Origin of the sequence: Pseudomonas sp. MIL9 (assembly GCF_016887925.1) — a bacterium.
Taxonomy (GTDB): domain Bacteria; phylum Pseudomonadota; class Gammaproteobacteria; order Pseudomonadales; family Pseudomonadaceae; genus Aquipseudomonas; species Aquipseudomonas mohnii.
In genome coordinates this window covers 59,534-79,372 of record NZ_JAFEHE010000020.1, presented here as the reverse complement: position 1 = coordinate 79,372, position 19,839 = coordinate 59,534, and the positions used below count along the sequence as shown (strand labels likewise).

Annotated in this window: 20 protein-coding genes and 1 pseudogene; 9 read left to right on the top strand and 12 right to left on the bottom strand. The window is 58.7% G+C overall.

Annotated features, from left to right (window positions below; genetic code table 11):
• The first annotated feature begins 18 nt into the window (after positions 1-18).
• Entirely contained in the window at positions 19-888 is an 870-nt protein-coding gene (locus JQF37_RS19960) for a DUF6279 family lipoprotein (RefSeq protein WP_130211303.1), read from the top strand.
• 49 nt (positions 889-937) lie between these two features.
• On the opposite strand, the gene JQF37_RS19955 is transcribed toward JQF37_RS19960, so the two are convergent.
• Positions 938-1,327, bottom strand: a complete 390-nt coding sequence (locus tag JQF37_RS19955; RefSeq protein ID WP_103404943.1) for a transcriptional regulator — start codon at positions 1,325-1,327, stop codon at positions 938-940.
• 178 nt (positions 1,328-1,505) lie between these two features.
• Between JQF37_RS19955 and JQF37_RS19950 the strand changes: the two genes are divergently transcribed.
• Positions 1,506-2,240, top strand: coding sequence for a thioredoxin family protein (locus tag JQF37_RS19950; RefSeq protein ID WP_130211304.1), 735 nt, complete (start codon positions 1,506-1,508; stop codon positions 2,238-2,240).
• Between the two features lie 102 nt (positions 2,241-2,342).
• Complete coding sequence (locus JQF37_RS19945) at positions 2,343-2,618, top strand: hypothetical protein (protein ID WP_130211305.1); 276 nt, start codon at positions 2,343-2,345, stop codon at positions 2,616-2,618.
• Between the two features lie 111 nt (positions 2,619-2,729).
• Here JQF37_RS19945 and JQF37_RS19940 read toward each other — a convergent pair whose 3' ends face one another.
• Positions 2,730-4,070, bottom strand: a complete 1,341-nt coding sequence (locus JQF37_RS19940) for a DEAD/DEAH box helicase (protein ID WP_103404941.1) — start codon at positions 4,068-4,070, stop codon at positions 2,730-2,732.
• A gap of 388 nt (positions 4,071-4,458) precedes the next feature.
• Positions 4,459-4,920: a hypothetical protein gene (locus JQF37_RS19935; protein WP_130209534.1), complete on the bottom strand. Its 462-nt coding sequence runs from the start codon at positions 4,918-4,920 to the stop codon at positions 4,459-4,461.
• A 226-nt stretch (positions 4,921-5,146) separates the two neighbouring features.
• Here JQF37_RS19935 and JQF37_RS19930 point away from each other — a divergent pair, with 226 nt between their 5' ends.
• Positions 5,147-6,445, top strand: a complete 1,299-nt coding sequence (locus tag JQF37_RS19930) for a mechanosensitive ion channel family protein (RefSeq protein WP_130209532.1) — start codon at positions 5,147-5,149, stop codon at positions 6,443-6,445.
• 41 nt (positions 6,446-6,486) lie between these two features.
• Here the strand turns inward: JQF37_RS19930 and JQF37_RS19925 are convergent, their stop codons facing one another.
• The 3 genes from JQF37_RS19925 to JQF37_RS19915 all read right to left on the bottom strand — a co-directional run bounded on the left by JQF37_RS19925 (position 6,487) and on the right by JQF37_RS19915 (position 8,711).
• Positions 6,487-7,353, bottom strand: a complete 867-nt coding sequence (locus JQF37_RS19925) for a carboxylate/amino acid/amine transporter (RefSeq protein ID WP_130209530.1) — start codon at positions 7,351-7,353, stop codon at positions 6,487-6,489.
• A gap of 228 nt (positions 7,354-7,581) precedes the next feature.
• Entirely contained in the window at positions 7,582-8,181 is a 600-nt protein-coding gene (locus tag JQF37_RS19920) for an FMN-dependent NADH-azoreductase (RefSeq protein ID WP_047532183.1), read from the bottom strand.
• 215 nt (positions 8,182-8,396) lie between these two features.
• Positions 8,397-8,711 (bottom strand): 3-phosphoglycerate kinase, encoded by a 315-nt coding sequence (locus JQF37_RS19915; RefSeq protein ID WP_130209528.1) that lies wholly within the window; start codon positions 8,709-8,711, stop codon positions 8,397-8,399.
• Between the two features lie 49 nt (positions 8,712-8,760).
• Between JQF37_RS19915 and JQF37_RS19910 the strand changes: the two genes are divergently transcribed.
• The 4 genes from JQF37_RS19910 to JQF37_RS19895 all read left to right on the top strand — a co-directional run bounded on the left by JQF37_RS19910 (position 8,761) and on the right by JQF37_RS19895 (position 12,991).
• Positions 8,761-9,684, top strand: a complete 924-nt coding sequence (locus tag JQF37_RS19910) for a LysR family transcriptional regulator (protein WP_130209526.1) — start codon at positions 8,761-8,763, stop codon at positions 9,682-9,684.
• Positions 9,685-9,698: 14 nt separating this feature from the next.
• A complete protein-coding gene (locus JQF37_RS19905; RefSeq protein WP_090464297.1) occupies positions 9,699-10,514 on the top strand; it encodes an alpha/beta hydrolase in 816 nt (271 codons plus the stop codon).
• The gene (locus JQF37_RS19900; RefSeq protein WP_090464300.1) at positions 10,508-11,065 is read left to right on the top strand and encodes a peptidylprolyl isomerase; all 558 of its coding nucleotides are present in this window, start codon (positions 10,508-10,510) and stop codon (positions 11,063-11,065) included. Before JQF37_RS19905 ends, JQF37_RS19900 begins: the two co-directional genes overlap by 7 nt.
• A gap of 93 nt (positions 11,066-11,158) precedes the next feature.
• The gene (locus JQF37_RS19895; protein ID WP_130209524.1) at positions 11,159-12,991 is read left to right on the top strand and encodes an ABC transporter ATP-binding protein; all 1,833 of its coding nucleotides are present in this window, start codon (positions 11,159-11,161) and stop codon (positions 12,989-12,991) included.
• A gap of 56 nt (positions 12,992-13,047) precedes the next feature.
• Here the strand turns inward: JQF37_RS19895 and JQF37_RS19890 are convergent, their stop codons facing one another.
• Positions 13,048-14,172: a GNAT family N-acetyltransferase gene (locus JQF37_RS19890; RefSeq protein ID WP_130209522.1), complete on the bottom strand. Its 1,125-nt coding sequence runs from the start codon at positions 14,170-14,172 to the stop codon at positions 13,048-13,050.
• Between the two features lie 283 nt (positions 14,173-14,455).
• Between JQF37_RS19890 and JQF37_RS19885 the strand changes: the two genes are divergently transcribed.
• Positions 14,456-15,787 carry a putative porin gene (locus tag JQF37_RS19885; RefSeq protein ID WP_130209520.1) on the top strand — a complete coding sequence of 444 codons (1,332 nt, stop codon included), beginning with the start codon at positions 14,456-14,458 and terminating at the stop codon, positions 15,785-15,787.
• Positions 15,788-15,919: 132 nt separating this feature from the next.
• Here the strand turns inward: JQF37_RS19885 and JQF37_RS19880 are convergent, their stop codons facing one another.
• The 5 genes and pseudogenes from JQF37_RS19880 to JQF37_RS19860 all read right to left on the bottom strand — a co-directional run bounded on the left by JQF37_RS19880 (position 15,920) and on the right by JQF37_RS19860 (position 19,761).
• Positions 15,920-16,972 (bottom strand): AI-2E family transporter, encoded by a 1,053-nt coding sequence (locus JQF37_RS19880; RefSeq protein ID WP_130209518.1) that lies wholly within the window; start codon positions 16,970-16,972, stop codon positions 15,920-15,922.
• A 68-nt stretch (positions 16,973-17,040) separates the two neighbouring features.
• Positions 17,041-17,847: a DUF4892 domain-containing protein gene (locus JQF37_RS19875; protein ID WP_130209516.1), complete on the bottom strand. Its 807-nt coding sequence runs from the start codon at positions 17,845-17,847 to the stop codon at positions 17,041-17,043.
• A 53-nt stretch (positions 17,848-17,900) separates the two neighbouring features.
• Positions 17,901-18,053, bottom strand: a pseudogene (locus JQF37_RS19870) (glutathione S-transferase); the annotation flags it as partial.
• A gap of 50 nt (positions 18,054-18,103) precedes the next feature.
• A complete protein-coding gene (locus tag JQF37_RS19865; protein ID WP_130209514.1) occupies positions 18,104-18,958 on the bottom strand; it encodes an alpha/beta hydrolase in 855 nt (284 codons plus the stop codon).
• The gene (locus tag JQF37_RS19860; protein WP_130209512.1) at positions 18,955-19,761 is read right to left on the bottom strand and encodes an alpha/beta hydrolase; all 807 of its coding nucleotides are present in this window, start codon (positions 19,759-19,761) and stop codon (positions 18,955-18,957) included. Before JQF37_RS19860 ends, JQF37_RS19865 begins: the two co-directional genes overlap by 4 nt.
• Positions 19,762-19,839: the final 78 nt, after the last annotated feature.

Genomic DNA, 19,839 nt, shown 5'->3' with positions numbered 1-19,839 from the left:
CCTCGCAAGGATTCGCCCATGTCTCGCTGGTTCAAGCACATCGCCATCCTGCTGATCTTCACCCTCGCCCTCGGCGCCTGCAGCCGCGTCGGCCTGGCCTATCGCAACCTCGACGTGATCATTCCGTGGACGCTCAGCGACTACCTCGACATGAACGGCGAGCAAAAGGACTGGTTAAACGAGCGCCTCAAAAAACACCTGAACTGGCACTGCACCACACAATTGCCGGGTTACCTCGAATGGCTGGATCGCTTGCAGAGCATGGTCGAAACCAATCAGGTGACCGACGCAGCGCTGCAAGCGCGAACCACGGAAGCCAAAAAGGCTATCGCTGAAACCGCGCGCCAGATCACGCCTTCGGCCATCGAGTTGCTGCAGGGGCTGGATGACAAGCAAGTCGCCGAGATGAACGACGCCTTCGCCAAGGATCTGCGCAAACGTGAAAAGGAATACGTCAAACCGCCGCTGGCTCAACAGATTGCCGAACGCGGTGCGCGCATGGACAAGCGCCTAACCGATTGGCTCGGCCCGTTGAGCGTCAGCCAGGAACAACGGGTGATGGCCTGGTCGACCGCGCTGGGCGACCAAAACACCCAATGGATCGCCAACCGCGCGCACTGGCAGAAACAGTTCAGTGAGGCCGTGGCGCAACGTCAGAGCCCACAATTCCCACAACAAATCGAGACGCTTCTGGTCGATCGAGAAAGTGTGTGGACACCGCAATACCGCCAGGCCGTCGCCAACACCGAAGCCCAGGCGCGCTCGCTATTTGTGGATTTGATGGCAGAGAGCACACTGAAACAACGTCAGCGTTTGCTGAAGAAAATTGAGGGTGTGCGCAAGGATTTCAGCGATTTGAAATGCTTGAAGGCGGCGAAACAGGGGTAGACGGATCGCAGCCTTGGGCAGAGCCGACAAAAGGCTGCGATCTTTTGTATCAGGCAATCTGCGCCTTCGCCGCCAGCGCATCAAACGTCTCCTCCGCCAGCGCATCCTCCTGTTCATCCAAAACCTGGCGTGGATGCTCATTGCCCGGAATGCTGCTGTCGATCAGGCTCAACAGGCTTGAGCCACGAGGCGTCAAAATGTAATTGGAACCGCTGCCGCCCTGCTCCTCGGGCCGAGGCTCGATGTAACCCCGCGCCAGCAGCAACTTTTCGTATTCGCCGGCCACCGCTTTCAGGTGATCCAGGTTTTCGGTCTGCTCACCTTCAGCAGCCTTCTGCGCAGCGTACTGCTCGGCATAGGGTCGAGGCGTGAAACTGCTCGCACCGTTTTGCACCTCGTGCAGCAAGCGCTCAATTAAATCCCAGTTATAAGTCGTCATCCTGATTCAACCTCCGGTGCCCGTGAGTGAGAGGGCCTTCATAGGTTGTGACCGGCGTGGACGGCAGCCGTTCAGCCGGGGTTTCGAACAGCACCGACCGGCGGTATGTCGAATTGGACAGGGATCAAACGACTAAGCTGTGTCCGTCACCTCCAAGCATCGCGCAGGAGAAAAACCCATGAACATTCAGAATCATCCCGTCGTGTCCCGGGAAGAATGGCTGGTCGCCCGCCAACACCATCTGGCCCACGAAAAAGCCTTCACCAGGGAACGGGACAAACTCAGCGCCGAGCGCCGCGCCCTGCCCTGGGTGAAAATCGACAAGGACTACCGCTTCCAGAGGCCAGGCGGCGAACTGAAACTGGCTGACCTGTTCGGCGCGCGCAGTCAGCTGGTCATTTACCACTTCATGTTCGCCGAAGGCTGGGATGAAGGTTGCCCCGGTTGCTCATTTCTCAGCGATCACATCGACGGCGCCAACCAGCACCTGGCCCACCATGACATCGCGCTGGTGGCGGTTTCCCATGCACCCTTCGCCGAGTTCCAGGCATTCAAGCGACGCATGGGCTGGAAATTCGACTGGGTATCGTCGGCCGGCAGCGATTTCAATTATGACTTTGGCGTCAGTGCCCGAGCCGAAGACGTCGCCGCCGGAACGGCTACGTACAACTACGAAAAAACCGACGGTTCCGAGGAAGAACTCCCCGGACTCAGTGTTTTTTATCGCAATGAAGCCGGAGAGATTTTCCACACTTACTCCACCTATGCCCGAGGCCTGGACATGCTGGTCGGCGCCTACAACTACCTTGATCTGACGCCCAAGGGCAGGAATGAAGAGGAAATCATGGAGTGGGTGCGGCATCACGACCGCTACGAGGATGGGTCGAAGTCGAGCTGCTGCCACGGAGACTAACCCGCAGCGACAGAAGCGCGGCCATCGCCTGACACTGAACTTTTGCCATGGGGCAGCGCTCAACCGGGTATCCCGCCTTAACCGGATCTGAGGCCTGCCACCATGAAATCACAGCTCACGCTCATCCTCGCCGCCGCTCTGACCTGTGCCCTGCCCGCCTGGGCCTGCACGCCCGAGGAAGCCACCGCCAAACGCGAACAACTGGCACAGGAAGTGGCCAGGCTCACTGAGCAGAACCCGACCAAGGCCAAGGAGATCAATGCAGAGTTGCAGAAGATGGACCTTGGGACTGCGTCCAAGGATTTACCGGACAAGTGCCAGTTGATCGACAAGCGCTTGAAGGAACTGGGATCGGCGGAGAAAAAGACCGAGGGTTGAACGGCAGGCGACCGCGCCAGTGCGATGCGTTAGCGTCGACTTCGCAGGACTGTTGCCGGGCATAAAAAAACCGGACCTGGGTCCGGTTTTTTATGGGCTCGCTACGGCGCTTTATTCAGCAGCCGGCGCTTCCGGCTTGCGACGCTTGAGCGGGGCCATGCCATCCTTGCTGACCAGGGAATCGCTCTTCGGCCGGTTGGCGCTCTTGCGCTTGGTCGGGGTCTTGGCGGCGGCTTTTTTCTTGTCGCCCTTGGCGTCGGTCTTTTTCTTCTTCACGCCAACAGCCTTGCCCGAAGCCTTGACCTTCTTCGGTCCGCCGTAGGTGCCTTTGACTTCCTTGATGGTGCGGCGCTCGAAGCTCTGCTTGAGGTAGCGCTCGATGCTCGACATCAGGTTCCAGTCGCCGTGGCAGATCAGCGAGATGGCCAGGCCATCGTTGCCGGCGCGACCGGTACGACCGATGCGGTGCACGTATTCGTCACCGCTGCGTGGCATGTCGAAGTTGATCACCAGGTCCAGGCCGTCCACGTCCAGGCCACGAGCGGCGACGTCGGTCGCCACGAGGATTTTCACCCCGCCCTGCTTCAGACGGTCGATCGCCAGTTTGCGATCCTTCTGGTCTTTCTCGCCGTGCAGCACGAACGCTTTGTATTCCTGAGCCACCAGGCGCCCGTAGATACGGTCGGCCATGGCCCGGGTGTTGGTGAACACGATGGCCTTCTGGTAGGTCTCGTTGGCCAGCAGCCAATTGACGATCTGTTCTTTGTGCTGGTTGTGGTCGGCAGTGATGATTTGCTGACGAGTGGTCTCGTTCAGCTGGCTGACCGCATTGAGCTGCAAGTGCTCAGGGTTGTTCAGCACCTTGGCGACCATCTCGCGCAGGCCCGAACCGCCAGTAGTGGCGGAGAACAGCATGGTTTGCTGACGGTTGGTGCACTCGTCCACCAGGCGCTGGACGTCGTCGGCAAAGCCCATGTCGAGCATGCGGTCGGCTTCGTCGAGCACCAGCACTTCGACTTCTTTCAGGTCGAGGTTGCCGGCGTTCAGTTGCTCGATCATCCGGCCCGGCGTACCGATCAGGATGTCCGGCACCTTGCGCAGCATGGCGGCCTGGACCTTGAAGTCTTCACCACCAGTGATCAGGCCGGACTTGATGAAGGTGAACTGCGAGAAGCGTTCGACTTCTTTCAGGGTCTGCTGGGCCAGCTCGCGGGTCGGCAGCAGGATCAGGGTCTTGATGCTGACGCGAATCTTGGCCGGACCGATCAGGCGGTTGAGGATCGGCAAGACGAATGCAGCGGTCTTGCCGCTACCGGTTTGCGCTGTCACCCGCAGGTCACGCCCTTGGAGCGCCAGCGGAATGGCCGCTGCTTGCACAGGCGTTGGCTCGACAAATTTCAGCTCGGCCACGGCTTTGAGCAGGCGTTCGTGCAGGGCGAATTGGGAAAACACGGGTGCTACCTCGAAGAAATGCAAAAAAACAGCTGCATAGGGTAACGGTTTCGAGCGCTCAGGCCGAGTTTCTTTGTGTAAATGTTGCCGCAAGACCGGAATTTTCACCGATCTGCGCCCACCGATAGCGCTTTCACCAGCGTGTATTGATGGCAAAATTCGACAGAACTTAACAACGATAATGGCAGCGGGGAAACCAAAGCTTCCCCATTGAAAGTGGCATTTTTTGATAGAGAAGTATCGTATCTGCATGCACGCGAAAACAAAAAAAGACTGGAGGAACAGCGTCCCCACCAGCCTTAAACATAATCGTTAACACAAAAAACCACTTCCGATGCTTCACGCCATTCACATCAACTTAATTCCAACGCATCAGAAACCGCCCAACTCACTCCCAAATCAAATTATCCAAAAACAACACATTGGAATCATTATTGAATTGGTCAATTACAAAGCTCTCAATACCGAGAGCACTTTCGAACAAAACCTTTTTTGCCGGTTTATTCGTACCACCGTTTGCAGGCATGGCGTTTTTTCCGCCCTCAAGCACGCCAACCTCTTTGACTCGGTAGTACGAACGCTCATTCTGTTGAGATAGTCCAATGACAGAGAACCCGACTTTTGAAACAGGATTTTTAAACGAAAAACGGACTGAGCAGTAATTCATATAAAAACACATATTGCCCCAATCTGGATCACCAACACCCGTTTGCGCCGCACCTGCTGCCCTACCCTCCCATTGTCCAATAAGCGTAACAGTCAAGCCATTACCGAAATCATGATGAGGATTCTGCCTGTCAAGGACAAATTTTTCGTTAAATTCTTCTTTGCCACTTTTTGTGTGATTCATACAAACACCCGTACTGGTTAGCACTCATTGAACAGCCTAAAACTGCCCATTTATTTAAAGTTCTTACTTCAACGAGGTCTACTATCAGAACTGATAGGGTTGACGAGCGGCATGTCGGAGCGAGCGAGCACACGTTTGCCAATCGAACAATTTGTGCAGGTTCGCAACCACCAGGTTCCATGGTCTAATCGATCCGCCTTATCCTACAAAGGAATCGTATTAGTTTATGGATCTCGAACAACTCTGGCTGATAGTCCAAGACCTTTGGGGGGCACTCGACCAGCACCCGCTCGTCCACTCCAGCCTTTCGCTGTTGCTGCTGTTGGCGATTGCGCTGGTCTTAGGACGGGTGGCGCGCTATCTGGTTTTGCACGCCGCCAAGATGCTCGGTCGCCAGCCTGCCTTGCACTGGATCAACGACTTTCGCCACAACAAAGTGTTTCAACGCCTGGCGCAAATCACCCCGTCGCTGGTGATCCAGTTCGGCCTGCACCTGGTGCCGGTTCTGAGCAAAACGGCGATGGTTTTCCTCGGCAACGTCGCACTGGCCTTCACCATCCTGTTCCTGCTGCTGGCCATTGCAGCGTTGCTCAATGCCCTGCTGGACATCTACGCCCGCACCGAACACGCCCGCACCCGCTCGATCAAAGGCTACGTGCAACTGACGAAAATGGTCTTGTACGTGTTTGGCGCGATCATCATCGTCGCCACGCTGATCGATCGTTCGCCGCTGTTACTGCTGTCGGGTCTGGGTGCGATGTCGGCGGTGATCCTGTTGGTCTACAAGGACACCTTGCTGTCTTTCGTCGCCAGTGTGCAGTTGACCAGCAACGACATGCTGCGCGTCGGCGACTGGATCGAGATGCCGCAGGTAGGCGCCGATGGCGATGTGGTGGATATCACGCTGCATACAGTCAAGGTGCAGAATTTTGACAAAACCATCGTGTCGATCCCGACCTGGCGCCTGATGTCCGAGTCGTTCAAGAACTGGCGCGGCATGCAGCAGTCAGGTGGCCGACGGATCAAGCGCAGCCTGTTTATCGATGCCAGTGGTGTGCGTTTCATCCGCGATGACGAAGAATTGAAACTGTCCCAGGTGCATCTACTGACCGACTACATGAGCCGCAAGAAGGCCGAGCTCAAGGCCTGGAACGAAGCCCAGGGCAATGTCGCGGCGATGTCGGCCAACCGTCGCCGGATGACCAACATCGGGACCTTTCGGGCCTATGCCCTGGCGTACTTGAAAAGCCACCCGGAGATCCAGCCGAACATGACCTGCATGGTGCGCCAGATGCAGACCACCGCTCAGGGGATTCCGCTGGAAATCTATTGCTTCACCCGCACCACGGCCTGGGCCGATTACGAGCGGATTCAGGGGGATATTTTCGACTATCTGCTGGCGGTGCTACCGGAGTTCGGACTGAATCTGTATCAGCAACCGAGCGGGACGGATTTACGCGCCGGGCTGCTGCCGGCCGTGTTGGGCACGAGCCACATTCCCGAGGCGGAAAAACACGTGATGTGACACCACAAAAAACTGTGGGAGCGAGCTCGCTCCCACAAGGTTTAGTGGACGGTCAAAGATTTGCGCATACCCAACCGACTGATCCACACCGCCATCAGAATCACGCTGCCACCCAGCAGCAACCGCCCCAGTTCCTCATGCTGATTCCAGATCAGCAGATTGAGCAGCAGTCCCACGGGCACATGCAGGTTGTTCATCACCGCCAGCGTCCCGCCATTCACCAGGCAGGCGCCCTTGTTCCACCAGTACAGACCCAGCGCGGTCGAAACCAGGCCGAGGAACACCAGCACGCCCCATTGCAGCGGCGCTTGCGGCCAGAAGTCCTGTTTGCCGAACAGCAGGAATGCCGGTAACGCCACCGCCAGTGCGCCAAGGTAGAAATAACCGAAGCGCCGGTAATGCGGCAGATCGCTTGGGTGACGAGCCACCAGGTGTTTGTAGAGCACCTGCCCGGCGGCGTAGGTGAAGTTGGCCAGTTGCAGCAGCAGGAACCCCATGAAGAAGTCCGGGCTGATCCGGTCATAGCGAATCACCGCAGCCCCGGCCACCGCCACCAGTGCCGCCACCAATGCCCATGGATTGAACCGCCGGTTCAGCGCATCTTCGATCAGGGTCACGTGCAGTGGCGTGAGGACCGTGAACAGCAGCACTTCCGGCACCGTCAGCACACGGAAACTCAGATACAGGCAAACGTAGGTCACGCCAAACTGCAGCGCACCAATCAGCAACATGCCGCGCATGAAAGCAGGCTCTACCGAGCGCCAGCGCGTCAGCGGTATAAACACCAGCCCCGCCAGGAGCACCCGCACCAGTACCGCGAAGTAACTGTCGACATGACCGGCCAGGTATTCGCCGATCAAACTGAAGGAAAACGCCTGGATCAGCGTGACAAAAAGTAGATAGCCCATACTCGCCTCGTTTCGAATGGCGGCGAAGATAGCGGTTTTTGCCGGTGATCGCGAACACTCAAACGATACAAAATTCCGGGCAAAAAAAAGCCCGATCTCGCTAAAGCGTTCAATCGGGCGGCAGCACTCAGGAGCAACAAGTGCAAAGGGAGGTTCGATGCGCGTACAGGCTTGAAGGGGTAGCGCCAGGTCACTAGACCATCCAGCGATTATCTGGCGATTAAAGGGTCAGGCCACTTGAGCAAGCCTGGCGTTCGCCTGGTTCAAGCCTTTTTCCTGGAAGTCACCCCCCAGGTTCATGCCTTCGGCGTGGATGAACGTGACGTCGTGGATGCCGATGAAGCCCATGACCTGACGCAGGTAGGGTTCCTGGTGATCCGCGGCGCTGCCAGCGTAGATCCCGCCACGAGCGGTCAACACATAAGCGCGCTTGCCGGTGAGCAGACCTTGAGGACCGGTTTCGGTGTACTTGAATGTCACGCCGGCACGCAGCACATGGTCAAGCCAGGCCTTGAGGGTGCTCGGGATGGCGAAGTTGTACATCGGTGCGGCCATCACCAGCACATCGGCGGCCAGCAGTTCGTCGGTCAATTGATTGGAGCGTTCCAGGGAAACCTGTTCGATGTCGCTGCGCTGATCGGCAGGCTTCATCCAGCCACCCAGCAGGTTGATGTCCAGATGCGGCACCGGGTTGACGGCCAGGTCACGAACGGTGATTTCGTCCTTCGGGTGAGCGGCTTGCCACTGTTTGATGAAGGTCTGGGTCAGTTGACGGGAAACCGAGTCTTGCTGACGTGCGCTGCTTTCGATGATCAGAACGCGGGACATGGGATGTAACCTCCATCTGAGAATGCTGTAAGTCGATGGAGTGAAGGTTAAACATTGCCATATCGATGAAAAAGCGCAAATAACTGCTATAAACTATCGATAAATTCGTTTATAAGCGAATCATGAGTTGCAGGCGCCAGCTTGCTCGCGACAGCGACGGGTGAAAAAGGCTGTCGACTACCCCGACACTGTCGCGAGCAAGCTGGCTCCTACAGTCATTTCGGGGTGCAGGTGAGCTTGATACGCATCTTGATGATGGAACGGTTGAATTTGGCAGTCGCATTTTTGTGTTTGCCAGCAGCCACTTCGATATTGCGGGTGCGCGGCGCTTCCGGGCCGTTGTTGAAAACCACCTTACAGATCGCATCGGTGCTGCCGTAATTGTTCACCTGAAGGGTGGCGATATCGCTATCGGTGTCATACGCGTTGTAGTCAATGCTCAAGCCGTTCAGCTGCTTTTCGACATCAATCGGATAAGCAAACGCGGTCAGCGGCAGCATCGCCAGCACCACACAACAGAATTTTTTCATTCAGCAGTCTCCAATAAGGGCTGACAGCTTAGGACAAGAGGAGCTCATCATGAAAGCGCCCCGCGTGACCCTTGATCAATGGCGAACGTTGCAGGCCGTGGTCGATCACGGTGGTTTCGCCCAGGCCGCCGAGGCGCTGCACCGCTCGCAGTCATCGGTCAGCTATACCGTGGCGCGCATGCAGGACCAGCTCGGCGTGCCACTGCTGCGCATCGACGGCCGCAAAGCGGTGTTGACCGAGGCCGGTGGCGTGCTGCTGCGCCGCTCCCGGCAACTGGTGAAACAAGCCAGCCAGCTGGAAGACCTGGCCCACCACATGGAGCAAGGCTGGGAAGCCGAGGTGCGGCTGGTGGTCGACGCGGCGTACCCGAGCGCCCGCCTGGTCCGCGCCTTGACCGCGTTCATGCCGCAAAGCCGTGGCTGCCGGGTCCGCTTGCGCGAGGAAGTGTTGTCGGGGGTCGAAGAGGTGTTGCTCGAAGGCGTGGCCGACCTGGCCATTACCGGGTTCAGCATTCCCGGTTATTTGGGGACGGAATTGAGCGACGTCGAATTCGTCGCGGTCGCCCACCCCGAACACCCGTTGCATCGCCTGAATCGCGAACTGAATTTCCAGGATCTGGAAAGCCATATGCAAGTGGTGATCCGCGACTCCGGTCGGCAACAGCCCCGGGACGTCGGCTGGCTCGGTGCCGAACAGCGCTGGACCGTCGGCAGCCTGGCCACCGCCGCGACGTTTGTCAGCAGTGGCCTGGGTTTCGCCTGGTTGCCAAGGCACATGATCGAACGGGAACTCAAGGAAGGCACGCTCAAGCTGCTACCTTTGGATCAGGGTGGCAGCCGTAATCCGAATTTTTACCTGTATTCGAACAAGGACAAACCACTCGGACCCGCCACGCAGATTCTCATCGAACTGCTGCGCACCTTCGATACCGCACCACTGGACGCACCGTTCGCCGCCCCTGAACAAGCCTGACACGGAGAGCACGCATGGCCTATTTCGAACACGATGGTTGCAACCTGCACTATGAGGAATATGGCCACGGTACGCCGTTGCTGCTGGTCCACGGCCTGGGTTCGAGCACCCTGGACTGGGAAAAACAGATCCCCGCGCTGGCGGCCCGTTACCGGGTGATCGTCCCGGACGTGCGCGGCCATGGTCGCTCGGACAAACCCCGCGAGCGCTACAGCATCGCCGGGTTCAGCGCCGACCTGATCGCGTTGATCGAGCATCTGAATCTCGGCCCGACTCACTATGTGGGGCTTTCGATGGGTGGCATGATCGGCTTTCAACTGGGCGTGGATCAGCCGCAATTGCTCAAGAGCCTGTGCATCGTCAACAGCGCGCCCGAGGTCAAACTGCGCAGCCGCGATGATTACTGGCAATGGTTCAAGCGCTGGAGCCTGATGCGCGTCCTCAGCCTCGGCACCATCGGCAAAGCCCTGGGCGGAAAATTGTTCCCCAAGCCCGAGCAGGCGGATCTGCGACAAAAAATGGCCGAACGCTGGGCAAAAAACGACAAACATGCTTATCTCGCCAGCTTCGATGCCATTGTGGGATGGGGCGTTCAGGAACGACTGTCGAAGGTATCCTGTCCAACCCTCATCGTCAGCGCCGACCATGACTACACGCCGGTCTCGCTGAAGGAAAACTACGTAAAACTGCTGCCCGATGCGCGGCTGGTGGTGATTGCCGATTCGCGTCACGCCACCCCGCTGGACCAGCCCGAACACTTCAACCAGACGCTGCTCGAGTTTCTTGCCGCCGTCGATACCACCACCCTCAGGATCACTGACCCATGCTGAAAAAAATCGCCCTTGTCGCTGGCTCCGTTCTGTTTGCCGCCAACCTGATGGCGGCAACGCCAACCAAGGCGCCACATGTTCTGCTGGAAACCACCAACGGCCAGATCGAAATCGAACTGGACCCGGTCAAAGCCCCGATCAGTACCAAGAACTTCCTTGATTACGTGGACAGCGGCTTTTACAACAACACGATCTTCCACCGCGTGATTCCGGGCTTCATGGTCCAGGGCGGCGGTTTCACTTCGCAAATGCAGCAGAAAGAAACCAAGGCGCCGATCAAGAACGAATCGAAGAACGGCCTGCATAATGTTCGTGGCACCCTGTCCATGGCCCGCACCTCGGTGCCGGATTCGGCCACCAGCCAGTTCTTCATCAACGTCAAGGACAACGATTTCCTCGACAGCGGTGACGGCTACGCCGTGTTCGGCAAAGTGGTCAAAGGCATGGACGTGGTGGACATCATCGTCAACTCGCAAACAACAACCAAAAGCGGCATGAAAGACGTGCCGGCCGATCCGGTGTTCATCAAGTCGGCCAAGCGCATCGACTGAGACTAAGCTGGACAAGGATGTCCGAGCCGTTGCCGGTCATGCCGGCAACGCTCAAACCGTTTAAAGGAGAGCCCGTTCGCGGGTGAAAAACCCATGCTTTATCGCCGTTTTGAAAAACTGATCGACGTCTTCCGCGACGCCCCGACGCCCGCTCCGCCAGATCGGGTACTGCCGTTTTATACCTATTACCTCAAGCAGGTCTGGCCGAGCTTCGCGGCCCTGTTGATCGTCGGCCTGGTTGGCGCGCTGATCGAAGTCGCGCTGTTCAGCTACCTGAGCCGCATCATCGACCTGGCCCAAGGCACGCCAAACGTCAATTTCTTCAAGGAACACAGCCTTGAACTGACCTGGATGGTCGTGGTGGCGCTGGTCCTGCGCCCGGTGTTCGTCGGCCTGCATGACTTGCTGGTGCACCAGACCCTGAGCCCCAGCATGACCAGCCTGATCCGCTGGCAAAACCACAGTTATGTGCTCAAACAGAGCCTTAATTTCTTCCAGAACGACTTCGCCGGGCGCATCGCCCAACGCATCATGCAGACCGGCAACTCCCTGCGCGATTCAGCCGTGCAGGCGGTGGATGCGTTGTGGCACGTGCTGATCTACGCCATCAGTTCCCTGGTGCTGTTCGCCGAGGCCGACTGGCGCCTGATGATCCCGCTGCTGACCTGGATCGTTGCCTTCATCAGCGCCCTCTATTACTTCGTGCCACGGGTCAAGGAGCGTTCGGTCGTGTCCTCCGATGCGCGCTCCAAACTCATGGGGCGCATTGTCGATGGCTACACCAACATCACCACGCTGAAGCTGTTCGCCCATACCCATTTCGAGCAGCAATACGCCCGCGAGGCAATCAAGGAACAGACTGAAAAAGCCCAACTGGCCGGCCGCGTGGTGACCAGCATGGACGTGGTCATCACCAGCATGAACGGCTTGCTGATCGTCGGCACCACTGGCCTGGCGCTGTGGCTGTGGACGCAATCGCTGATCACCGTGGGCGCCATTGCCCTGGCCACCGGCCTGGTGATCCGCATCGTCAACATGTCCGGCTGGATCATGTGGGTGGTCACCGGGATCTTCGAAAACATCGGCATGGTTCAGGACGGTTTGCAGAGTATTTCGCAACCCGTCTCGGTGACCGACCGCGACCAGGCCAAACCCTTGACCGTGGCCCGTGGCGAAGTGCGTTTCGAGAACGTGGACTTTCACTACGGCAAACGGAGCGGGATCATTGGCGGTCTCAACCTGAACATCAAGCCCGGCGAAAAAATCGGCCTGATCGGGCCGTCCGGTGCGGGGAAGTCGACCTTGGTCAACTTGCTGCTGCGCCTCTACGACGTGGAAGGCGGAAGGATTCTGATCGATGGGCAGAACATCGCCGAGGTCAGCCAGGAAAGCCTGCGCGAGCGCATCGGCATGATCACCCAGGACACGTCCCTGCTGCATCGCTCGATCCGCGACAATCTGCTTTACGGCAAACCCGACGCGACCGACGCCGAACTCTGGGAGGCGGTGCACAAGGCGCGCGCCGACGGTTTCATTCCCACGCTCTCGGACGCCGAAGGCCGCACCGGTTTCGATGCCCATGTCGGTGAACGCGGGGTCAAACTCTCGGGCGGTCAGCGCCAGCGTATCGCCATCGCCCGCGTGCTGCTCAAGGACGCGCCGATCCTGATCATGGACGAGGCCACTTCAGCCCTGGATTCGGAGGTCGAAGCCGCGATCCAGGAAAGCCTGGAAACCCTGATGCAGGGTAAAACCGTGATCGCCATCGCCCACCGGCTCTCGACCATCGCCCGCATGGACCGGTTGGTGGTACTGGAGAATGGCAAGATTGCCGAAACCGGCAGCCATGCTGAACTGCTTGCCCTGGGCGGTTTGTATGCGCGGCTGTGGCAGCATCAGACCGGTGGGTTCGTCGGAATCGATTGACTCTCGGCGGCACTACAAAACGGTGGGAGCTTGTGTCCACCGTTTTGTGGTGAACATCAGGCCTGCCGATAAGGCAAAGCCGTCCGCGCTTCCTCGGCATACGCCAGCACACCCAGCCTCTCCTGCTGCAGGAAGTCTTTGACTGCTGCTTTCAACCCCGGATGGCGCAGATAATGCCAGGAGTGGGTGATCACCGGTTCGAACCCACGAATCAACTTGTGCTCGCCCTGGGCACCCGCGTCGAAGCGTTGAAAACCGTTGGCAATCGCATAATCCATGCCCTGATAAAAACAGGTCTCGAAATGCAGCCGATCGAATTCGGCCAGGCACCCCCAGTAACGACCATAGAAACTATCACCCCCCACCAGGCTGAACGCCATGGCGACCGGCCGAGAGCCTTGCCTGGCAAACACCACGCGAATCGATTGCGGCATGCGCTCGGCCAGCAGACTGAAAAACTCCCGCGTCAGATAAGGCCTTTGCCTGCGCACCGCGTAAGTATTGGCGTAGCAAGCGTAGACAAAATCCCACTGCGCTTCTGTCAGTTGCCGTCCTTCAAGCCATTCGAAATCAAAGCCCTGCCCTGCCACTTGCTCGCGCTCCTTGCGCATTTGTTTGCGTTTACGTGAGCTGAGGGCTTCGAGGAAGTCCTGGAAATCCCGATAACCGCGGTTCTGCCAGTGGTACTGACAGCCGATGCGCTGCAACCAGCCTGGCTGTTCGGCCAGTGCCGCGTCGGTGAACGGATCGGTGAAATTGATATGAGCGCTGGAAAGCTGTTCGATCTCCAGATAACCCGGCAGGCTTTTGAGCAGTTCGAAGCCATCCTCCACCCTGGCCGCCAGCAAGCGCGGACCACTGACTGGACTGAACGGCACAGCGGTCAACAGCTTGGGGTAGTAATCGATACCGGCGCGTTCACAGGCATCGGCCCAGGCGTGATCGAACACATACTCACCATAGGAATGCCATTTGCGGTAGCTCGGCAAGGCGGCGATCAATTGATCACCTTCGACGTGCAGCAAATGTTCGGGTTGCCAGCCGGAATGGGGGCCGACGCTGCCACTGTCCTCCAGTGCGCTCAAGAATGCATGGCGCAAAAACGGCTGCGTCTCGGGCACCAGGGCGTCCCACGTTTGCGCAGCGATTTCGGACAGACTTTGCAGGCGTTGCAACGGCATCACCATCCTCACTCGTTCATGGCGTAAAAGGCCTGCCGAGTATCGCCGATCGCCATCCTTTGCACACGATCAAATCGACGACAGCGCTCTATCTCAATAGTTCAGGACGGTTTTGTATCGTCATCGACTTGCCATCGCATTGCCACCTCACTGTCATAAACCATCGCGATACTGGCGCCTGTTTTTAGAACGCCGGGGAATAGCCCGGCCCTGTTTTCCGTCCATCAATGGTCGGTTGTGCCCTGGATGGTTCAGCCATCCACTCTCATCTTCGGAGATTGATATGCGTGTTGCTTCCACGAAAACTGCGGCGGCCCTGTGTGGTGGCTTGCTGCTGGCCATGAGTGTTCCAGCCAGCGCCGCAGTCGACGCCAAACTGCTCGACATGCTCAAGGCTAACGGTTCGATTACCAACACGCAGTACAACGAACTGCAAGCAGAGTTGGCCAGGGATCAGAAGGAACAGCAGATCGCCCGCCAGGCTCAACAGGAAACCAACGAACAAATCGCGGCTACCGCCAAGAAAACCAACGAACTGAGCACCTTCGATCAGAAAATGGCCTGGGCTGCCAAGACTCAGTTCAAGGGTGACGTGCGCTTCCGTCAGGAAACCGTTCAAAACGACGGCGTATCGAACAACAAGGACCAGAACCGTCAACGCATTCGTGCCCGCCTGGGTGCCTACAGCGAAATCAACCCGCAAGTCGACACCGGTATTCGTATTGCCACCGGCAGCAACGATGACGCACGTTCCACCAACCAGAGTCTGGACAACTACTTCGACAAGAAGCAGATCTGGCTGGACCAGGGTTACGTCGACTACCACCCGGATGCGATCAAGAACCTGCACCTGGTCGGCGGCAAGATGCCACAGCAATGGGTAAGCATGGGCGACATCATCTGGGATAACGACATCAGCCCGGAAGGTCTGTCGCTGTCTTACAAATACCCGCTGAGCGGCAGCACCGAGTTGTTCGGCAGCGCCGGTCACTACACCCTCAAGGACAACGTCGACGGCGAGGGCGTGCAGTTCAAACACGACCTGCGTCTGTACGCCGGTCAGTTGGGCGGTCGCTTCGCTTTGACCGATAACCTGAAAATGACCTTGGGCGGCAGTATCTACGCCTACGACAACGCTGATAGCAGCGCCTGCCCTGGCACTGGCTCCGTCACTTCGCCGTGCGCGTTGGCCGTCAACGGCAACAGCCCGCGTGAAGAATTCAAACTGTACGAAGGCTTTGGTCAGTTGGACGTCAGCGGTCTGCCAGTGCCGCTGTCGGTTTACGGTCAATACGTGAACAACACCGAAGCCAGCAACAGCCAGGACACTGGCTGGTTGGCCGGCGTCAAGACCAAGGTCTACGGCTTCGCTATCGACTACAACTACCGCGACGTACAGCGTAACGCTGTGGTTGGTGCCTTCACCGACTCTGACTTCGCCAACGGCTACACCGGTTCGCGTGGCAGCAAGTTGAAAGTGAGCTACGAGTTGGACAAGAACTTCAACGTCGGCGCTACTTACTACATGGCGAACTCCGACTACACCAACGCCAGCATCAACAAGAAAGATTCGGACATCAACACCCTGCAACTGGATGCCGAAGCCAAGTTCTGATTCCCCGCCTTACGACCCGGGCAAGGAAGCCCGAGCCGCCTTTACAGCCTGGCGTTGGTTTGTCGGTCCCCCATCATCCGTGCGATGGACCAACGCGAGTCTGTGTTCTCCACCCCCGCCATCCCTTTCAAATCAGCGACGATCCTCGACCCGAGAGTGGCTTTTGCTCCAGTCGGTCAGCAAGCTGTACGCCACCGCGAGCAACGTAGGGCCAATGAACAGGCCGATGAAGCCGAAGGCTATCAGCCCGCCAAACACCCCCAGCAATACAATCACCAACGGCAGATTGCCGCCTCGGCTGATCAGGTACGGCTTGAGCACGTTGTCCACGCCGCTGATGATGAATGTGCCCCAGATGCCCAGGAACACCGCCATCCCGTACTCGCCTTTCCAGGCCAGCCAGGCCGTGGCCGGAATCCACACCAGCGGCGGGCCCATGGGAATCAGGCTGAGCAGGAAGGTCACGATACCGAGCACCAGAGCCCCGGGTACGCCGGCAATCAGGAACCCGATCAGCGCCAGAACCGCCTGGGCCGCTGCCGTCCCGATCACCCCGTTCACTACCCGCTGCACCGTACCCGCCACCAGTTCGATGTAATACCCCGCCCGCTTGCCGATCAGGCGCTCCAGCAAGCCATGGACAAACGCCGCCAATCGTGGCCCATCCCGATAGAAAAAGAACACGAAGACAATGCTCAAGGTCAGCTCGAGGATGCCGCTGCCGATCTGCGCGCTACGCGCCAACAGCCAGTTTCCGACCTGCCCGAAATAAGGCTTGAGCGACACCATCATCGCCGCGCCCTGCTGATCGATACTGTTCCAGACTCCGACCAGTCGCGTGCCCACCAAGGGCACGCTGCCGAGCCAGGCGGGGGCTTCAGGCAAGCCATCGACCTGCACGTCCTTGATGAATGCCACGGCATCACGCACGTGGTCCGCCAGGTTGAACCCCAGCCACACCAACGGCACCGCCACCAGCAACATCCAGCCGACGGTCAATATGGCTGCTGCCAGGGACTCGCGGCCGTTGAGCCAGCGAGTCAGCAAACGCATCAGTGGCCAACTGGCAAATGCCAGCACCGCGCCCCAGAACAACGCCGACCAGAACGGCGCCATTACCCAGAAACTTGCGCCAAACAGCACCAGGAGCAGGATCTGCACCAACAGTCGGTCGTTATTGATCATCTGAATCTCTAAAAAGTCAGTCTGCAAAAGAATAGGCGAACGCGCAGAACACGCTCACCCGATCAAGCCTACCGCAGTAGTTCGACGTGCAGGCCAGAGCCTTCGACACTGCCGGCTTCCATCCGTGCCGCGCGTACGCCCTGCTCGATCAGCGCCTGACGCCATGCTTCGGCTTTCGGCCCGGAAAGACTGATCCGCAGGGTGGTGTCCAGATTCAGGCCACGAGAGATCAAGCGCAGCCAGGTCTCGTCAGGCGCGTCTGTCAGTTTGGGGAAATCAAGTTCGCCGGTGCTCTTGAGTTCGCGCAGCAAGGTGGCGGATGTCGGCAGCAAATCGCCCAACGGCCCCGCGGCGTCAAACTGCTCGACGTGCAGATAGGCTTTGCGATTGCCCCGCGTGATGCTGTACAGCGCCACCAGGGTATTGTCCTTCGGAGCCGCCAGTCGCAGCAGCAAATACGCCTGTTCGTTATCGGAGCCATAGAGTTTGGCGTTGCCGAACACTTCGTTGGCCCACAGGCTGCTCTCGCCGCAATCACGGGCCTGGCACCAGAACAGCAACTGGGCGCCCTGCTTCTGCAAGGCTTCGCGGGCGTCGGTAAAGGCTTGTGTCGCCGAGTGTTCCGGTGGCAACTCGTAGGTCACCGACGTGGCGTTACCACGGGCGCTGACCTGACCGTCAAAACGCAACTGACCGCTGATCTTGCGTATCGAACCCAGCGGATAGACCCGCTCGAGTTCGGCTGCGGGGCGATAGTCGACGATCTGCGCATCGGTCATGCGCGGCAGAATCGGCAGGTCCTGACTGCCTGGAACATCGGCGGCAAACAACAGAGGACTGAAACAGCAAAGCGCCAGCAGGTTGAGGGAACGCATCGATAGGCTCATCGGATCAGCATGGCCTGGGCGCCCTTGACGACACTGGCGTCATGGGGATTGATCTTGAGAAAGTGTGCAGACTTATGTTCCTTCTTGTCCTTGCTGAAACTCGACGCTTGCACTGTGCGGGGCAGGTCGGGTTCCTCGAGCACGATAGAGACCTTGTGGCCATTCGGGGTCGCAGCGGTGTAGAGATCTATCATGGTTGTCTCCCATTTCAACCCGCCCAGCCTCGACAGTTGCCCGGTGCAAGTCAAGGAACGGCGAAGAACCGATTGAAACAGTCTGCGACAAGATCGGCACCGGACTCGTCATTCAGGTGCAAATGGTGGCCGCCTGGCAGCTGTTCACGGCTAAAGGGTAGACGTTCCAGCAGCTCAGGATGTTTGGCGAGCATGCCATCGGCGGCAACCACCAGCTTGGCGGGACAACTGACCCGCTGAACGAAGGCCATGGCCTGCTCGGTAGTGAGACGAAGCGGCGATGGCAGCGTGAGGCGGTTGTCCGTGCGCCAGGTGTAACCTCCCGGCACGGGCATGAGCCCTCGTTGCGCCAGCAGTTCGGCGGCTTCGCGGCTGACCGCTACCAGTCCCTTCATTCGCGCCTCGATGGCCCGATCGAGGGTGGCGTAAACCGGTTTGCGTTTGTCTCGCAGATCCAGTTGCGCTTGCAGGGCCATGCCCATGCGCTCGGCGGCATTTTCGCCTTTGTCTGTAGGGGGAATGACACCGTCGATCAACGCCAGATGAGTCACGCGCTCCGGCAGCGCTCCGGCGATGATCAAGGAAGCGATCGCGCCCATCGAATGCCCCAACAGCGCAAACCGGTTAAGTCCAAGCTGTTCGGCGACTTGCAGCACATCGTGGGCGTAGTCCCACATCGCATAACCGGCCCCCGCCGGTCGATGCCCGGAATGACCGTGCCCGGCCATGTCCAGCGCGATGATGCGCAAACCTTTGAGCCTGGGCGCCAGGCGCGCGAAGCTGTTGGCGTTGTCCAGCCAACCGTGCAGGGCGATTACCGGCAAGCCGTCCTCGGGACCGAACAGGTGCGCCGCCAGCTCGATGTGCGGCAGGGTCAGGCGGACTTCTTCGACGACATGGCTCATGCGCAATCCTGTTGGCGGCGACGGTCCCAGCGGCTGAACAGGTTTTTCAGCAGCATCGCGGTGTCTTGCGGACGTTCCAGAGGAAACATGTGGCCACCGGGCACGGTCAAGGATTCGCCCAATGGCATGCGCCCGACCGAACTGGCGTGATGACGCATCACAACCCGACTGCTGCGCCCGCGAACCACCGCCAGCGGCACTTTCAATTGCCGTGTTCGGCCGGGGCTGGTGTGGGGAACGCCACGGTAGATACTGATTTCCGTGGCCGGGTCGAAGCGCAGGCGCAGCTTGTCGCCCACCCTGTGCAAACCATGTTGCAGATAGGCGTCGAAGCAGTCCGGATCGAAGCCGCGAAAAAGGGTCTTGCCGGCGAAATAGCGCCGGGCGCTTTCCAGATCGGCGAACTCTTCACGCCGTCCCAGGGTGCGACCGGCCGGGGTCAGGCGATCGATGAAACCGAAGCGCTTGGCGGCCCGGATAACCCACTGGTCGGTACGGGTCAGCACCGGCGAATCGAGCATCACCACGCCACGATAGAGATGAGGGCAGCGCAACGCCGCGTGCTGATGCAGTACGCCGCCAAAGGAGTGGCCGACGCCCCACACCGGTTCGGGCTGCTGCTCCAGATGATGGATCAATTCGTCCACCAGGTTGTACCAATTGTCATCCGCCGGGAAACGCGGGTCATGGGCGTGCTGCTCCAGATGCGTCACCTGATACTCGGGCGCCAGCGCCGCGAACAACTTGCCATAAGTTCCCGAAGGAAACCCGTTGGCGTGGGCGAAAAATATCTGCTGCGACATACCGACGATCCATCAACGAAAACAGAGCTCGATTGTCCGTAAGTCCGCGCCATGCAGCAATGACCGTAACTGACAGGA

What these genes read in the sequence shown, in the direction of transcription:
- JQF37_RS19960 (WP_130211303.1), top strand. Translation starts at nt 19, where the DNA reads ATGTCTCGCTGGTTCAAGCACATCGCCATCCTGCTGATCTTCACCCTC.
- JQF37_RS19955 (WP_103404943.1), bottom strand. Translation starts at nt 1,327, where the DNA reads ATGACGACTTATAACTGGGATTTAATTGAGCGCTTGCTGCACGAGGTG.
- JQF37_RS19950 (WP_130211304.1), top strand. Translation starts at nt 1,506, where the DNA reads ATGAACATTCAGAATCATCCCGTCGTGTCCCGGGAAGAATGGCTGGTC.
- JQF37_RS19945 (WP_130211305.1), top strand. Translation starts at nt 2,343, where the DNA reads ATGAAATCACAGCTCACGCTCATCCTCGCCGCCGCTCTGACCTGTGCC.
- JQF37_RS19935 (WP_130209534.1), bottom strand. Translation starts at nt 4,920, where the DNA reads ATGAATCACACAAAAAGTGGCAAAGAAGAATTTAACGAAAAATTTGTC.
- JQF37_RS19930 (WP_130209532.1), top strand. Translation starts at nt 5,147, where the DNA reads ATGGATCTCGAACAACTCTGGCTGATAGTCCAAGACCTTTGGGGGGCA.
- JQF37_RS19925 (WP_130209530.1), bottom strand. Translation starts at nt 7,353, where the DNA reads ATGGGCTATCTACTTTTTGTCACGCTGATCCAGGCGTTTTCCTTCAGT.
- JQF37_RS19920 (WP_047532183.1), bottom strand. Translation starts at nt 8,181, where the DNA reads ATGTCCCGCGTTCTGATCATCGAAAGCAGCGCACGTCAGCAAGACTCG.
- JQF37_RS19915 (WP_130209528.1), bottom strand. Translation starts at nt 8,711, where the DNA reads ATGAAAAAATTCTGTTGTGTGGTGCTGGCGATGCTGCCGCTGACCGCG.
- JQF37_RS19910 (WP_130209526.1), top strand. Translation starts at nt 8,761, where the DNA reads ATGAAAGCGCCCCGCGTGACCCTTGATCAATGGCGAACGTTGCAGGCC.
- JQF37_RS19905 (WP_090464297.1), top strand. Translation starts at nt 9,699, where the DNA reads ATGGCCTATTTCGAACACGATGGTTGCAACCTGCACTATGAGGAATAT.
- JQF37_RS19900 (WP_090464300.1), top strand. Translation starts at nt 10,508, where the DNA reads ATGCTGAAAAAAATCGCCCTTGTCGCTGGCTCCGTTCTGTTTGCCGCC.
- JQF37_RS19895 (WP_130209524.1), top strand. Translation starts at nt 11,159, where the DNA reads ATGCTTTATCGCCGTTTTGAAAAACTGATCGACGTCTTCCGCGACGCC.
- JQF37_RS19890 (WP_130209522.1), bottom strand. Translation starts at nt 14,172, where the DNA reads ATGCCGTTGCAACGCCTGCAAAGTCTGTCCGAAATCGCTGCGCAAACG.
- JQF37_RS19885 (WP_130209520.1), top strand. Translation starts at nt 14,456, where the DNA reads ATGCGTGTTGCTTCCACGAAAACTGCGGCGGCCCTGTGTGGTGGCTTG.
- JQF37_RS19880 (WP_130209518.1), bottom strand. Translation starts at nt 16,972, where the DNA reads ATGATCAATAACGACCGACTGTTGGTGCAGATCCTGCTCCTGGTGCTG.
- JQF37_RS19875 (WP_130209516.1), bottom strand. Translation starts at nt 17,847, where the DNA reads ATGCGTTCCCTCAACCTGCTGGCGCTTTGCTGTTTCAGTCCTCTGTTG.
- JQF37_RS19865 (WP_130209514.1), bottom strand. Translation starts at nt 18,958, where the DNA reads ATGAGCCATGTCGTCGAAGAAGTCCGCCTGACCCTGCCGCACATCGAG.
- JQF37_RS19860 (WP_130209512.1), bottom strand. Translation starts at nt 19,761, where the DNA reads ATGTCGCAGCAGATATTTTTCGCCCACGCCAACGGGTTTCCTTCGGGA.